The organism is Acetobacter sp., assembly GCF_022483985.1.
GTDB lineage: Bacteria > Pseudomonadota > Alphaproteobacteria > Acetobacterales > Acetobacteraceae > Acetobacter.
This window is the reverse complement of the sequence record NZ_JAKVME010000001.1, coordinates 506,649-522,587: the sequence shown is the minus strand read 5'-3', so window position 1 is coordinate 522,587 and position 15,939 is coordinate 506,649. Positions and strand designations below refer to the sequence as shown.

13 protein-coding genes are annotated in these 15,939 nt (G+C 55.2%); 5 read left to right on the top strand and 8 right to left on the bottom strand.

All coding sequences use genetic code 11. From position 1 onward, the window contains the following. Positions 1 to 23 precede the first annotated feature (23 nt). Entirely contained in the window at positions 24 to 1,097 is a 1,074-nt protein-coding gene (locus tag LKE90_RS02250; protein ID WP_291491210.1) for an alkene reductase, read from the top strand. 160 nt (positions 1,098 to 1,257) lie between these two features. Here LKE90_RS02250 and LKE90_RS02245 read toward each other — a convergent pair whose 3' ends face one another. The 7 genes from LKE90_RS02245 to fabI form a co-directional block, all read right to left on the bottom strand. After that, a complete protein-coding gene (locus LKE90_RS02245) occupies positions 1,258 to 2,646 on the bottom strand; it encodes a DUF2142 domain-containing protein (protein ID WP_291491209.1) in 1,389 nt (462 codons plus the stop codon). Positions 2,647 to 2,880: 234 nt separating this feature from the next. Beyond that, positions 2,881 to 5,574: a hypothetical protein gene (locus tag LKE90_RS02240; protein WP_291491208.1), complete on the bottom strand. Its 2,694-nt coding sequence runs from the start codon at positions 5,572 to 5,574 to the stop codon at positions 2,881 to 2,883. Between the two features lie 109 nt (positions 5,575 to 5,683). Further along, on the bottom strand, positions 5,684 to 6,628 hold the full coding sequence (locus tag LKE90_RS02235) for a glycosyltransferase family 2 protein (protein WP_291491207.1): 945 nt from the start codon (positions 6,626 to 6,628) through the stop codon (positions 5,684 to 5,686). Positions 6,629 to 6,737: 109 nt separating this feature from the next. Continuing rightward, positions 6,738 to 7,757: a zinc-binding alcohol dehydrogenase family protein gene (locus tag LKE90_RS02230; RefSeq protein WP_291491206.1), complete on the bottom strand. Its 1,020-nt coding sequence runs from the start codon at positions 7,755 to 7,757 to the stop codon at positions 6,738 to 6,740. An 89-nt stretch (positions 7,758 to 7,846) separates the two neighbouring features. After that, positions 7,847 to 9,511: an NAD(P)/FAD-dependent oxidoreductase gene (locus tag LKE90_RS02225; protein ID WP_291491205.1), complete on the bottom strand. Its 1,665-nt coding sequence runs from the start codon at positions 9,509 to 9,511 to the stop codon at positions 7,847 to 7,849. Positions 9,512 to 9,742: 231 nt separating this feature from the next. After that, positions 9,743 to 10,819 (bottom strand): chorismate synthase, encoded by a 1,077-nt coding sequence (gene aroC, locus LKE90_RS02220; protein WP_291491203.1) that lies wholly within the window; start codon positions 10,817 to 10,819, stop codon positions 9,743 to 9,745. A gap of 18 nt (positions 10,820 to 10,837) precedes the next feature. Beyond that, positions 10,838 to 11,674, bottom strand: coding sequence for an enoyl-ACP reductase FabI (gene fabI / locus LKE90_RS02215; protein WP_291491202.1), 837 nt, complete (start codon positions 11,672 to 11,674; stop codon positions 10,838 to 10,840). A 123-nt stretch (positions 11,675 to 11,797) separates the two neighbouring features. Between fabI and pdxH the strand changes: the two genes are divergently transcribed. The 3 genes from pdxH to LKE90_RS02200 all read left to right on the top strand — a co-directional run bounded on the left by pdxH (position 11,798) and on the right by LKE90_RS02200 (position 14,023). Then, positions 11,798 to 12,436 (top strand): pyridoxamine 5'-phosphate oxidase, encoded by a 639-nt coding sequence (pdxH, locus tag LKE90_RS02210; protein WP_291491201.1) that lies wholly within the window; start codon positions 11,798 to 11,800, stop codon positions 12,434 to 12,436. 19 nt (positions 12,437 to 12,455) lie between these two features. Continuing rightward, on the top strand, positions 12,456 to 12,902 hold the full coding sequence (locus tag LKE90_RS02205) for a GNAT family N-acetyltransferase (protein WP_291491200.1): 447 nt from the start codon (positions 12,456 to 12,458) through the stop codon (positions 12,900 to 12,902). Between the two features lie 242 nt (positions 12,903 to 13,144). Then, positions 13,145 to 14,023 (top strand): universal stress protein, encoded by an 879-nt coding sequence (locus LKE90_RS02200; protein WP_291491199.1) that lies wholly within the window; start codon positions 13,145 to 13,147, stop codon positions 14,021 to 14,023. Positions 14,024 to 14,091: 68 nt separating this feature from the next. Here the strand turns inward: LKE90_RS02200 and LKE90_RS02195 are convergent, their stop codons facing one another. Then, positions 14,092 to 15,003, bottom strand: coding sequence for a LysR family transcriptional regulator (locus tag LKE90_RS02195; RefSeq protein ID WP_291491286.1), 912 nt, complete (start codon positions 15,001 to 15,003; stop codon positions 14,092 to 14,094). A 100-nt stretch (positions 15,004 to 15,103) separates the two neighbouring features. Here LKE90_RS02195 and LKE90_RS02190 point away from each other — a divergent pair, with 100 nt between their 5' ends. After that, positions 15,104 to 15,919: a DODA-type extradiol aromatic ring-opening family dioxygenase gene (locus tag LKE90_RS02190; protein WP_291491198.1), complete on the top strand. Its 816-nt coding sequence runs from the start codon at positions 15,104 to 15,106 to the stop codon at positions 15,917 to 15,919. Positions 15,920 to 15,939 lie beyond the last annotated feature (20 nt).

The window sequence follows — 15,939 nt, the reverse complement described above, 5'->3', positions numbered from 1 at the left end:
GAATTTGAGGAAAGGAGATGTCTATGCCCAGCCTGTTTGAACCGATCGAACTGGGAAGCATTCACGCCGGAAACAGAGTTCTCATGGCCCCGCTGACGCGGGCCAGAGGCACCCGCGAACATGTTCCCACTCCCATCATGGCGGAATATTACGCACAGCGGGCTGACGCCGGCCTGATCATCTCGGAAGCGACCGGGATCAGCCGTGAAGGTCTCGGCTGGCCGTATGCTCCGGGCCTGTGGTCTCAGGAACAGGTGGAAGCATGGAAACCGATCACCGCCGCCGTCCATGCAAAGGGCGGAAAGATCGTGACCCAGCTCTGGCACATGGGCCGTATGGTGCATTCGAGCGTGACAGGGCAGCAGCCCGTATCCTCTTCAGCAACGACAGCGCCCGCCGCCATCCATACCTATGACGGAAAGCAGGCTCCTGAAGAAGCACGCGCCCTCACCAAAGAAGACATCGCCCGCATCCTGAACGACTACGAAAATGCAGCGCGCAACGCTCTGGCCGCCGGTTTCGACGGTGTGCAGATTCACGCGGCCAACGGTTATCTGATCGACGAATTCCTGCGTGACGGCACCAATCATCGCACCGACGAATATGGTGGATCACCGGAAAACCGTATTCGTTTCCTGCGTGAAGTCACGGAACGGGTGATCGCCACGATCGGTGCGGACAGGACCTCAGTGCGTCTCTCACCCAATGGCGATACGCAAGGCTGCATCGACAGTCACCCGGAGCAGGTTTTCGTGCCCGCAGCAAAGCTTCTGAGCGATCTTGATATCGCGTTCCTTGAACTGCGCGAACCCGGCCCCGATGGGACATTCGGCAAGACCGATCAGCCGAAGCTGCATGGCCAGATCCGTGAAGTCTTCAGAAAGCCGCTGGTTCTGAATCAGGATTATACACGGGATGAAGCAATCGAAACGGTTGCGACCGGTGTCGCGGACGCGATTGCTTTCGGTCGGCCTTTCCTCGCCAATCCGGATCTGGTGCGCCGCCTTGAAGACAACCTGCCCCTGAACAAGGACAATGTCGCGACTTGGTATTCGCAGGGTGCAGAGGGCTATACTGATTATCCAGCCGCCCAGTGAACCAAGACACCTGCCGGAATCTCCGCATTGTTTGACAGAGTTTCCGGCTGCTTCAGAGCGGTATCCGTGCAGACTGAATCACGGATGCCGCTCTGGCCACATTGGCTGACCAATCAGCACACGCCATGTCGCCAAGACACCCAATGACTGATGACTGGACTCACCAGTACCGGGCTGACAGGACGTTAACGATCGTCAGCGCGTCCACAAACCAGTAAGCGGCGATTGCCACCACAGCCACCTGATGTAACGGAAGATAAGGGCTGATACGTCCTCCCAGTTTCAACTGAGGAAACAGAAGGCTCAGAAACGGCACGATCGGCAGGAAATACCGCCCCTGCACACCGTCAACAACCGGGTCGCCTACTTTTGTCCAGATGACATAAAGAGACAGAAACACAACACCCGCGGCCGCGAGCGTGGACAGGACCGTCAGCAACGATGTCAGTCTGGTCGGTAGCACAACTTCCCTGCTCCGAAAGGAAGAGAAGGAAACAACCACCGCAAGCAGCACCGTTATGAAGGCAAGGTGATAGAAAGAATGCGGCAGCGGTGTATCAAGCCAGCCCAGAACACCGACCCACTGCGTCACATACCCATAGCCATTCTGCTCCAGCGTGCGAACCGCCAGACCCGGTATGGAAGTGATATGCGTCAGAACCCAGTGGACCTGCCCGCTATCGGACACACCTACGTCGGGAAGAAACTGTATCTTGACTGGTTTGATGCCAATCCTGCTCCAGACCCCGACAAAAATGAACCCCAGCGCGAATGGCAGGAAAGCCAGAAGCTTTTTCCTGTCGAACATGAAAGCGACCGGAATAAGGGCGCACATCAGGAGAGGCGGCTTGCTCACGGCCAGCACAGCGAAGAGAACACTCAGCAAAATCCAGTTTCGTAAACTGATGTCAGTCCAACGATTGAACCGGGTCAGAATGCTCGCCGTGAGGATAGACAGGCCTATCAGAATGCCATCCTGAGAGCAGGATGCGGCGAGCGCCATTGTCATGGGCATGCTCGCGATGACGGCTAGAAACAGGGCGCCACGACGCGCCAGGGCAATACCAGCCGTGCAAAGGAAAACCGTCAGGAAACCGTTTACAAGTCTGACTGCGTAGCTTGTCTGGAGAACAGTCATCCGCGTATGTCGCGCCACCCAGATCGTCACGGCGCTGGGTATGTATGTGAACGGCGCATAAATAACGATATTGGGAAATCCGACGAAAGACAGTTCCTTGTTCCAGTGCACGTCCCTGATGGCGTCTAGTGCAGCAGGCGAAGCTCGCCGGGTTGGCTGGAAAGGAAGGTTGTCAAAACCCGTGTAACCAGGCGAAAAATTAGAAGGGAGCATACCGCCACTGATCATCGGTGACAGACGCTGACCGACAATTTTTCCTTCTGACAACAACAGACCACGAGCAAAATGCGGTTTTTCATCAGGAGTCTGACCGGGCGGCGTGATGAAGGCACAGATCACGACCATGATGGACGCAAAAAAGAAATAGACTTTTGCGAGAGAAAACGTCCAGTTCAGAGCGGCGTATTTCATAAATACTCCCGAAACTTTCATACAAACCAAGAAAATCGTAACAATGCCAGTTTATCACAGCATCAATGCGTCTCTTTACTATGATTAAAGAGCTTTTCTTTTCCGAATAGCACCACAGTTACGAACAAGCTAACGAAGAAGACGACAACACACAAAGAATCTCATGTGTAAGCAAAATTCGACATTTTTTCGCTCTCCCGTACCGGCGGTACAACAGAGCTTGGAGCCTGATCATTACCGATTAGATACACGCATATTTATATTACGAAAATTGCTTTGGCTCAGACAGACCCTGCAAAACACAAGAGCAAAAGCAATCATGCCGAAAAAGAACAATACACAAATTATTTTCAGATGATCCGGTTCATAAAACAAAGAGGCATCGACATCGCCAGCGGGAACATGAATGACCTGCCTGAAGCCATCTTTCTCTTGAAAGACGGTTTCTATTTTTCCATTCAGACTCACCTTCCATTTCTTATAAAACAACTCATTTCTGATAATATCAGATTCTTTATCGCAATGCGCATGGAATTTATTTCTATCCATAAAATCAATATGGCAGTCATTGGAGTAAAAATAAGCTTGGGTATCGGAAATTTTACTCAGAGAGTATTTCTCGTCATTAAATACCTTTGATTTTTCAAGATTTTTTATATCCAGACCAAGAAGAACAAGTGGCAAAATGCCGCTTTTTTCATTCTGCGCTTTCCACAATGCGACAACACCGGGGTTGCCGATTTCGTCACCATAAATCTTATAATGTACTTTCCGGGAAGAATCCGAAACAATAAATGGAGACGACAAATTCAGCCATGTCACCCCGAGGTCTTTTACAGTTTCAAGCTTTCCATCAACAGTAACGCAGTGATTTTCATCGCATAGAACGACATGCCACGGACCACTAGATTGGCCTTTATATGTACCCAGTACAACGCCGACCCTGAAAATTGTGGAGCCTGCAAGTTCGTCATTAACAATATCACCTTCTACGGGCGTCTTATTGAGTGGCTCAAACACGAAACCATTTTGCCCGATGGGAGTTCCAATAATATCTCTCCATACATCATAATCTCTCGGATAGAGCAGATATCCCACATTATGCCCGGACAACCATTTCAACCCTTCCTGAGTTGACGGCGCATGTCGTCCTTCCCACGTATGAAAATCATCTGAATCCAGCTCAGCGCGGCAAAATATTCCAAATCCTCTTGTAAAGAACCCGGTAGGATCATAGCCCGCACAGACATTTTCATCCAAAGCTTTCGCGAAATTTTCGGGCAGAGGAAGGTAATTATAGTTAAATGTCGCAATGCCATAAAAAGCGCCGTAATTGGGCGGGAATGCAGAAATTGCAACTACCCTTTCAGAGCGCGTACTATTTTTCAATACTGATATCAGCGCCTCATCCGGCGCATGGGTTATCTTCACCCCACATAAGGTTGGATAGAAAAAAAGCAGAACAGTATTAAAAACCATAACGGCGGAAATAAAACCCCTCTTCCCTTTAACGAAACCATAAACCAGAAAAAACAATACAGAAAAAGCATAAAAAATAGAAAATGCTGGATACAAAAAATATCCATCAATGAAATACATTTTTTTTATAAGACTAAAAGACGCAACAATAGAAGTAATGCCAAAAAATCCGGTTAACATGGCCCCTATTTTAATAGATTTCAGACGGTCAAAATATGGTATAGTATTCAGATCATCCAAAACAAGAACAAACAGAATAGTAAGAGCACACCACCAGCCAGACGATATGTAAACATAAAACATACACTGTCTGATTCCGGGTATTAAATCCAGAACTCTGCTAACCGGGAGGAATCCAACTGCTTTCAACACACTCAATACTAAATAAGAAACAACAAAAAACCTAAGTTTTCTATATTTTACGTTAAATTTCAATGCAAACAGAAGACTCAATAATCCTGTGAACAAAAGAGCAATATCGGAATATCCACCTGTATGCCACCACAAGCTGACATTATCGACCGATCCATTTGAGACTTTATAAAGTGGCGGTCCGAATAAATAAGGAAATAATGCCTGCCCCCAATTGGAAAACAAGAAATGCGCGTCCCGATAATCCTGATTCTGACCAAGAAACGCAACACGCAGAAGATCCATAAACGGTATCCAGGCCGGAGCGCTCAAAAGCAAGCCGATCGCCCCACCGGAAACAATATGCTTCACTGACTTCCAAGCTTTCCCGGAAAAGCAAAAAACGCCCCAGAAAGCAAACAATAAAGCAAAAAGTCCGTTCATGTATGCCGTTTCAGGAAAACCGGCAAAAATGGATCCCGCTATCCCCAGCGATACCAGCAAAACACCAGAGAGCGCCGTCTTCTTATCATCACGACAGCACTTTATAACACCCAATAACAATAGCGGCAAAAACGGAAGCGGCATGATCGGCCCGTGAGCAAACCACGCATATGTTCCGCACATTTCCATAAGCACAGAGCCGGAAAACACCGCTAAAGACGACAACCGCATTTCACGGAACAAGGCGTAAGACGCCAGACCTGAAAAAATCTGCAAAGCGATTTTTAGGTACAAAAGACCATTTGCAAAATGCAACAATAGTATAAATGGAAAAAACAATGCAGAATTTTGCATTTCCGCCGCAAGCGGGAATCCCATACCTGAATAACTGTCCCACCAAGGAATATGTCCGGAAAGCCATTGTCGGGCAGCAAGCGTTCCTAATGCCTGTGTGGTCGCACCCGCATTAGGATCGACCCACCCAGGACTCCCATCAAGGTAAGACGATACCTTGCTGCCAAAATTAAAATAAATATACAGAGGATCAGATGACCTTATCCCTAAAATATCCAGAAAATGCACAACTACCGGCAATAAAATCAGAACAGATAAACCAAGGTACATTTGATTAAAATGCTTTAGAATCTTTTTCACGACACATTCCATTAATTAGATACTTAGAAAAATCTTGGAAATCGCAATCAACAGACTGTCGATCTCACAAACGAACGTCGTGCAGACTATTCTCTTATTTTCATTCATTTTATTTTGTACACGATAAATAAAATAACCGCCTCACTTCCAGACGTCCAACCGCTACACTATCAAGAATAAGGCCGCAGGCCAGTGATAGAGCCGCGACGATTTCACATCCTGTCGCCAGAACGGCCGTCGGCAGCCTTGGGACCAGACCAGTCCGCATATAATCAGTAATGACTGGAATACCGAACAGCACGCCAGACAAAGCAAAAAACGCCGCAATCAGAGAGAAAAACAGAAGGGGGCGTTCCTGCTTTACAAGCTGGATGATGGTGGTGAGAATGCGGACACCATCTTTCCAGGTATTCAGTTTCGATGCCGAGCCCTCAGGACGTTCAATATACCGGGTTGGGACTTCACCAATCGGCATACTCAGTTGGAGAGCATGAACTGTAAATTCGGTTTCCGTCTCGAACCCCGCTGATGCGGCGGGGAAGGATTTCACGAAACGACGGGAAAACACGCGGTAGCCGGACAGCATGTCATCCGTCGCCCGACCGAAAAAATGGTGAACCAGCGATGTCAGAACCTTGTTGCCCAGAACGTGACCCGGACGATAGGCCGCCTTGCGGTCCGTTATTCTCTGACCGGTCACCATGTCGAAATTATTCTCAACGGCTTCGCTCAGCATCTGCGGGGCGGCATCCGCCTCATAAGTGGCATCGCCGTCGACCAGAATGTAATAATCGGCGTCAATGTCTGCGAACATGCGGCGTATGACATTGCCCTTGCCCTGCATCAGTTCCCGACGGACGACAGCGCCTTCAGCGCGTGCGATTTCCTGCGTCCGGTCAGTCGAATTATTGTCATAGACATAAATCGTTGCAAACGGGAGAGCATTACGAAAGTCACGGACAACAGTGCCGATCGTTACTTCTTCATTATAACAAGGGACCAGAACAGCAATACGCAGTGACTGCTCAACTGACATTCTCTCTTCTTCCATCATTGAACAGTCTCTTGCCGTATTCCAGAAAATGATTAACGCCGCTCCTATAGCAAAACAGCGTTTTTGCAAAGATTATCGCGCCAGAAGACCCCGATCGCACGAAACGGCCTTACGCCCCGAAACCTTCCAGAACGATCTTGCCCTTCGCCTTACCACTCTCCAGCAAGGCATGCGCGTGACGCAGATTGGCAGCGTTGATCGGCCCGGCCACGTCGCTCAGAGTCGTCCTGAGCACGCCCGCATCCACAAGGTTGGACACTTCTTCCAGAATTTCAGCCTGACGGACCATATCCGCCGTCTGGAAAGTCGAACGTGTGAACATCAGCTCCCAGTGGGCCGACACGCTTTTGGCCTTGAACGGCATGATGTCGAGAGACGGCGGATCATCAATCAGACCGAACCGTCCCTGAGGCGCGATCAGTTTCACCACATCCGCAAAATGCCTGTCGGTCTGAGTGATGGAAAAGACATAACCCGGGCCACCAAATCCAAGAGCCTCGATCTGGGGAGCAAGCGGCCTGCTGTGGTCGAGTACATATTCCGCACCCAGCGATTTCGCCCACTCCGCCGTTTCCGGACGCGAGGCCGTGCCGATCACCGTCACGTTACCCGGACGACGGGCCAACTGAACCGCCATGGACCCCACTCCGCCGCCTGCTCCGATAATGAGCAGCGCCTGTGGCACGCCGGGAATGGGACGTGTGATATCAAGACGATCGAACAGCATTTCCCATGCCGTGATGGCCGTCAGCGGCATGGCGGCCGCCTCGGCCCACCCCAGAGAACGCGGCTTCTTGCCGACAATCCGCTCGTCAACAAGATGCAGTTCGCTGTTGCAGCCCTGCCGCGTGACGGCTCCGGCATACCAGACCTCATCACCGGGACGGAAACGCTTCACCTCCGGACCAACCGCCCGGACGATGCCCGCCGCATCCCACCCCAGCACCTTCCATTCACCGGGAGGCGGTTCGGCCCGCATCCGCACCTTGGTATCGACCGGATTGACGGAAACAGCCTTCACTTCGACCAGCAGGTCGTGTCCCGTGGCGACGGGGTCCGGAAGCTCGATATCAACGAGCGCGTTCTCGTCTGTCACCGGTAAGGATTTCTGATAGCCAACGGCACGCATGGGCGGCTCCCTTTTCGCCGGTTATGACTCCGGCTGATTTCCCGTCACAACAGACCAAACCCGGTCATTTCGCAAGCCCGACAGTCCGTTCAGACAAGACTGTCGGATTTTCCACGCAGCAATCCACTGGCATGACGCCCTGCCATCGCCAGCGCCACGGCTTCCGCTATGCGAATGCCGTCCATGGCGGCCGACATGATGCCGCCTGCATAGCCCGCCCCTTCTCCGGCCGGATACAGTCCGGACGTGTTGAGACTTTCCCCGTCATCCTTGCGTGGAATCTGCAAGGGTGAAGATGTCCGCGTCTCCACACCCGTCATCACCGCATCTCCCAGCGCAAAGCTGGACAGCTTGCGGGCAAAGACCGGCAGAGCCTCACGGATGGCCGCACAGACGAAATCGGGCAGACAGCGCTCAAGATTCGTCGGCGTCACGCCGGGACGATAGGACGGCGTGACAGTTCCAAGATCGGTTGAAGGGCGTCCCGCCAGAAAATCCTCCACCCGCTGACCCGGCGCCCTGTAATCACCACCACCCGCGATAAAGGCCTGACTTTCCCAGTGCCGCTGGAACGCCACACCCGCCAGCGGGTCGTCGGGATAATCCACACCGGGCCGCAGTTCGACGACAATACCGGCATTGGCGTTTCGCTCGGCGCGGGAATACTGGCTCATCCCGTTGGTGACGACGCGCCCGGGCTCAGACGTCGCGGCGACGACCGTGCCGCCCGGACACATGCAGAAGGAATAGACCCCTCGCCCGTCTTCCGTGCGATGAACCAGCTTGTAGTCCGCAGCGCCCAGTATCTCGGAGCCGGCCTGCGGTCCGAACTGATCAGCGTCGATCAGTGACTGAGGGTGCTCGATCCGCACGCCGATGGAGAATGGCTTGGCTTCCATCGCCACGCCTTCGGCATGAAGCATCTCGAACGTGTCACGCGCACTGTGCCCGACCGCCAGAACGACATGACGGGTCAGGATATCCTCACCGTCCGACAGGCGGACACCGCGCACCTGTCTCTGTTCGTCCAGAAGCAACTGCTCGACACGTGAATAAAACCGGTAGGTCCCGCCAGCAGCCTCAATCTCCTCACGCATATGCTCGACCATGGAGACGAGGCGGAATGTGCCGATATGCGGCTTCGACAGATAGAGAATCTCTTCCGGCGCTCCGGCGCGGACGAACTCATCCAGCACCTTGCGACCCAGATGGCGGGCGTCGTTTACGCGGGTATAGAGCTTGCCGTCCGAGAAGGTGCCTGCCCCGCCCTCACCAAACTGGACGTTGCTTTCCGGCGTCAGCTCCGATTTGCGCCAGAGGGCGAACGTATCGACCGTCCGCTCACGCACGGGCTTGCCGCGTTCGAGAATGATCGGTTTCAGCCCCATCTGGGCAAGAATAAGCGCCGCCATCAGACCGCAGGGACCAGCCCCCACGACCACGGGACGCTGGAAATCCGGCTGCGCGAGCAGTGCCGGAACATCCACATCCACCGGCTCATACCGCGTTTCAGGCGTGACCTTGACCTGCGGATCATCATGATATCGGCCCAGAACCGCCACCTCATTCGGCACAGTGCAGTCGAGCGTATAAACCAGAAAGATACGCCCCCGCTTGCGAGCGTCATAGCCGCGACGGGCAATGGAAAACGTACCGATATCCGATACGCTTACTCCCAGACGCCGGGCCAACGCTTCGGGCAGGGCTTCCGGCGCATGGTCCAGCGGCAGACGGATTTCGCTGACTCGGATCATGGGAACAGCTCCTGTAGGGCGATAAGGGACACGTCTGTCGCCTTAGGGATTTGCGTCTGGTTTGAAAAGGGAGACTCCGGGTCTGCACAAACCGACCTGCGCTCCCCTGTCCCCAATGACTTGATAATGAACGGCTTCCAAAGGCGCACCTTTGGCGGGGTGTAAGGCAGCACCCCGTAAAGCACTCACAGCAGGAAGCATCAGGCAAAAGAGCCGTTGAAACAAAACGCGTCAGAAGGACCCGATCTGCCCACGATGACGCAGCAGATGATCTGCCAGAACGCAGGCCAGCATCGCCTCTCCGACCGGCACCGCGCGGATGCCGACACAGGGGTCATGCCGCCCCTTGGTAATGACATCCACATCCTCACCGGAACGGTTGACCGAATGCACCGGGATCAGCATGGAACTGGTCGGTTTGACGGCAAAACGCGCAACGATCGGCTGTCCCGTGGAGATGCCGCCGAGAATGCCGCCAGCATGATTGCTCTGGAAAGCGACCTCGCCGTCCCGCATCCGCATGGCGTCCGCGTTATCCGGACCTTCATAGGCGGCCGTCTCGAAACCATCACCGATTTCCACGGCCTTGACGGCGTTGATGCTCATCAGAGCGGCCGCGAGATCCGCGTCCAGTTTGCCGTAAAGCGGCGCTCCAAGCCCGGCGGGAACACCCTCCGCGACCACCTCGACCACCGCTCCGACAGAAGACCCAGCCTTGCGGATACCACCCAGATACTCTTCCCATAGAAGGACGCTTTCCGGGTCCGGTGAGAAGAACGGGTTACGGTCGACCTCGTTCCAGTCCCAGCGGCTGCGGTCGATCCTGTGTTTGCCGATCTGCACCAGAGCGCCACGGATACGCACGGTGTCCCCGAGGATACGGCGCGCAACAGCGCCTGCCGCGACCCGCATCGCCGTTTCACGGGCGGAGGAGCGACCGCCCCCCCGGTAATCGCGAATGCCGTATTTCGTCTGATAGGCCAGATCGGCGTGACCGGGGCGGAAGGTCTGGGCGATGTCGCCATAGTCCTTTGAACGCTGGTCGGTGTTTTCGATCACCAGCGAAATCGGCGTTCCGGTGGTCTTGCCCTCAAATACACCCGAGCAGATTTTCACCTGGTCCGGCTCACGACGCTGGGTCGTAAAAGAAGACTGGCCCGGACGACGCTTGTCGAGAAACGGCTGGATGTCCTCTTCGGTCAGGCTCAGCAATGGCGGACAGCCATCCACCACGCATCCGATCGACGGCCCGTGGCTTTCGCCCCAGGTCGTGACGCGGAACATATGCCCGAAGGTGTTATAGGACATTCCAGACTGCTCCTGTTCTTACTCGCCGACGACCGAAATATCGGGAGCCTTCGGGTTCTTCATGCCGACAATATGATAGCCGCTATCGACATGATGCACTTCGCCCGTCACGCCACGGGACAGGTCGGACAGCATGTAGAGGCCAGCCCCGCCAACCTCTTCCAGCGCCACATTGCGCTCAAGCGGCGCGTTATATTCATTCCATTTGAGGATATAGCGGAAATCACCGATGCCGCTGGCCGCCAGCGTCTTGATCGGACCGGCGGAAATGGCGTTCACGCGGATGCCATCCGTTCCCAGATCGGCGGCCATATAACGCACGGACGCCTCAAGAGCAGCCTTGGCGACGCCCATGACATTATAATGCGGCATGACACGCTCCGCCCCGAGATAGGACAGGGTCAGCAGCGAGCCGCCTTCTTTCATCAGGGCAGCGGCGCGACGCGCGACCGCCGTGAAGGAGTAGCAGGAGATATCCAGCGCCGTGAGAAAGGCTTCGCGGGGGGTATCGACGTAGCGGCCACGCAGATACTGCTTGTCCGCCCAGCCAATGGCGTGGACGACAAAGTCCAGACCGCCCCACTCCTTTTCGATCACCGAGAATGTCTCGTCGATGGCGGCGTCATCGGACACATCGCACGGCAGGACGAGGCTGGCTCCGATACTGTCCGCCAGCGGACGGACACGCTTGCCGAGCGCCTCGCCCTGATAGGTAAAGGCAAGCTCGCCGCCCTGTGCGGCAACGGCTTTCGCGATGGCCCAGGCGATGGAACGATCATTCGCCACGCCCATGACAAGACCCTTCTTTCCACGCATCAGAGTGCCGGTGGCCGGTGCAAGGGTGTCCTCAGTCATACGAAAGCCTCTATTGTTACAATGATGACAAGATGGCACGGGTCGTTGCACAACAAACGGGCGGGAACAAGCCCGATTAAAACAAGAATCCTTTCCACTCGTGACAGGAAACCGAGGACACCCATGAACATTCCCGCCAGCGAATCAGCACAAACTGTGGAAAATCCCCAGTTGATCGACCTCTCCGCCGATCCGTTCGACCTGTTCGCCGCATGGATGAAGGACGCGGAAGCCTCCGAGCCGAATGATCCGAACGCCATGACTCTCGCCACGGTTTCGCCTGAAGGGCGCCCCTCCGCCCGCATCATCCTTCTCAAGGGATTTGATAAAAAAGGGTATTCCTTCTACACCAATCTCGAAAGCCGCAAGGGACGTGAACTGACAGCCACCCCGGTTGCCGCCCTGCTGTTCCACTGGAAAAGCCTGCGTCGCCAGATCCGTATCGAAGGCACCGTCTCTCCTGTCACATCACAGGAAGCTGATGATTACTTCGCGACACGTCGCAGACTTTCACAGATCGGCGCCATTGCCTCCGACCAGTCGCGCCCCCTGCCCGATCGGGCCATATTCGAAAAACGCATCCATGATACGGAAGAGAAGTATGCCGGTCAGGATATCCCCCGTCCCGCCAACTGGTCCGGCTTCCGCCTGACACCCGACCGCTTCGAATTCTGGCAGGACCGTCCCTACCGTCTGCATGACCGCGCCATCTGGGTGCGTCATGGCGCGGATGCATGGGACGTGACCCGCCTGTACCCGTAAGCCAGTCGGAGAGATTTTCATGAACATTTCTCTTGTCATCAGGAATGTCGAAGCTGCCGATGAAGGCGCATGGCGCCGGTTGTGGGCGGGCTACAACCGATTCTACGAAGCTGCTGTTCCAGCGGATGTGACTGGACGCACGTGGGAGCGACTGCTGGACGCAGCCAACCCTCTTTTCTGCCGTGTCGCGGAAAAAGAGGGAGAAGTGATCGGCTTTACGAACAGCGTCCTGCATGAGGGGACATGGGTGAACGAACCAATCTGTTATCTGGAAGATCTGTTCGTAACGCATGAGGCGCGCGGGAATGGTGTAGGCCGCGCCCTGATCCGGGATCTTGTCGATCTGGGCAGGAAGCAGGGCTGGTCACGACTGTACTGGCACACAAGGGAAAACAATCCCGCCCGCAGGCTTTACGACGAATTTGTCCAGGCGGATGATTTTGTCCGGTACCGGATGGATCTTTAGTGTTTTCCCCACGACACGGAGTAATACCAACGGCTCTGTGAATTGACCTTATGCGGGCTCTGCCCGCGTGCAGGCCAAACCGGAATGCCGCTGATATTACATGGCAAGGCAGTCACGAAGACCACACTGAACAATCAGCTTTTCCTCCCTCATAGGCTACCGCTTGACTCGGTAACTATTCTGCATTCCGCACGTTTATCCTGTATCATAAAACCAATAGCCTCTATCGGCAGGAGCGCATCATGAAACAGGTCAGTAAAATCCTTCTCCCTCTGAGCAGCACGCGGAATGCGGAGGCCGCTCTCATCTCCGGCGCCAATTTCGCCCGTCGTTTTTCGGCGCATCTTGCTGTGCTGCATGTCCGTTCGGACGGTCGTGACATTGCGCCTCTGGCGGGCGAAGGGCTGACCGGCGGCATGGTGGAAGAACTGATCGCTTCCGCCGAAAAGGAAGGCGGCAAGCGTTCACGCGAAGTGCATCATGCCTTCGAGGATTTTGCCAGCCGCACACCGGACATTGAGGCCGTTCCACCCCGCACCCCCTTCCCGCAGGGACGTCCGAGCATGAGCTTCAATGTCATCAAGGGCGCTGAAAACGAAATAATCCCCTGGCATGCCCGTCTTTCAGACTTCACGCTGGTACCGCACCCGGACAGCGGCGATGAGGTCTCCTCCTCCGAAGCCCTTCATGCCGTGCTTTTCGATAGCGGACGCCCCGCCGTCATCGCGCCGCGCGTGCCCATGCCGCACTTCGTCAAGCGCGTATGCATTGCGTGGAACGGAACAGCCGAGGCGGCGTCGGCCCTGCGTGGCGTCCTAGCGTGGGCCAGCACGTCCGAAAGAGTCCGCGTGCTTCACTGCGAGGATTATCAGCGCCGCGGTCCGGACGCCCGGGAGGTCGTGGATTATCTCTCCATGCACGGCATTGCGGCGGACCGGCAGGAGTTTCAGGCCATTGACCGCGATATCGGCAAAGGACTGCTGGGGGCCTGTCAGGATTTCGGCGCCGACATGCTGGCGATGGGCGCCTATTCACACTCGCGCCTGCGTCAGCTTATTCTCGGCGGCGTGACCCGTCACGTACTGGAAAACAATACCCAGCTTGTTCTGATGAGCCGCTGATTATCAGAGCCTGACTCCCTGACGACAGGAGATGTCTTCCCGGAACAGTTCCTGTCGCAGCGTCCGAGTCATCGTTCCCAGGGAGGCGTCTCCCCGAAACATTCCACCAGATAATCAATCATGACGCGGGTCTTGAGCGGCACTGTCAGACCTGGCGCGTAGACTGCCTGCAATTCCGGACCCTCCAGAAGAGGCATGTCCAGATCGAGGATTTTCAGTTTTCCGCTCCGAACGGACTCGGCCACAATAAACAGCGGCTGATAGATAATTCCCATCCCGTCCAGAGCCGCCTGCGTCAGCACATCCCCGTTATTCGCGCTCAACGGCCCGGAGACCGGCACCGTCACCTCCCCGTTCCTGCCAAAGCTCCACCGTCCGACGCCGACCGCTTCGCTGAGCGTGTAACCGAGACACACATGCGATGTCAGTTCGGATACGGTTTTCGGCTCGCCGTAATGTTCCAGATAGGACGGTGCCGCACACACGACAAAACGGATCGAGGCCAGTCTTCGCGCCTTCAGGCTGCTCGCTTCCATCCGCCTGATTCTCAGCGCCAGATCCCAGCCCTGCGCGATGAGATCCACCAGACCATCATCGAGTCCGAGTTCAACGGAAACCTTGGGATATCGTTTGCTGAATTCCGGCAGGACCGCCCCGAGGTAGCGGATGGCGAACGATACGGGCGCGTTCAGGCGAAGCCGTCCGAGCGGTTCACGCCCTCCAGCGGCGATTTCATGCTCCATTTCATCAAGCTCACCCAGCATCTTCTGGCAGCCCAGAAGATAGCCCTGTCCTGCTTCAGTAAGGGACAGGCGGCGCGTGCTGCGATGGAACAATGTCACGCCCAGACGCTCTTCCAGTGACACGATATGTCGCGTCACCATGGTCTGGGAGAGAGAAAGGGTGCGTGCGGCTGCGGCAAAGCTACCCTGTGAAACGACGCGCACGAAGACCTGCATACTTGTCACCCGGTCCAGCATCTCACACTCACAGTTCCAGATATCTTGCCTGAAAGAGGCATTATCATAATTCAGGTTGGATGCCATTGTTCGCTCCAGTACACGACCGGAGGGCAACCCCATGACTGACACTGCCATCACAGGAGACGAGCGTCAGCCCGTTCTGTTCCTGCCGCATGGGGGCGGACCATGCTTCTTCATGGACTGGGCCGGGTGGGACACGATGGAGGCCTATCTCCGGAGTGTCGCCGCGACATTGCCGCGCAAACCCTCGGCCATTCTCGTGGTTTCAGGGCACTGGGAAACCCGCGTGCCGACAGTCACGACAGCGGAAAAGCATACCCTGCTGTATGACTATTACGGCTTTCCCGAGCACACCTATCACCTGAAATATCCGGCTCCCGGCTCGCCGGCTCTTGCAAGCCGGGTAAGGTCATTGCTCGCGGATGCTGACATAGCGAGCGCTGAGGATGACACACGTGGACTGGATCACGGCGTGTTCATTCCCTTCATGCTGGCTTTTCCGGAGGCGGAGATTCCCATCGTGGAACTGTCCCTGCGTGAAGACATGAATGCCGCCGAGGAACTCCGCGTCGGACAAGCCCTTGTGCCTCTACGGGACGAAAATGTCCTGATTGTCGCAACCGGCATGAGCTACCATAATCTCCGGCAATTCATGACGGGCAATCCCACCACCGACGCCACGGCGCTGTCGTTCGACAGATGGCTTTCCCAGACCGTGGAAGCCGCCCCTGCAGACCGGGATTATGCTCTGGTCAACTGGGAGCAGGCACCAGGGGCAAGGATATGCCATCCTCGTGAAGAACATCTTCTTCCCATCATGATCGCTGCCGGGGCTGCCGGGCAGGATCGCGGCACCCGCACATACAGCGATGTCGTTATGGGAAAAGCCCTTTCGGGGTTCCGTTTTGGATAACCCCTTTTTTCAACAAGGAT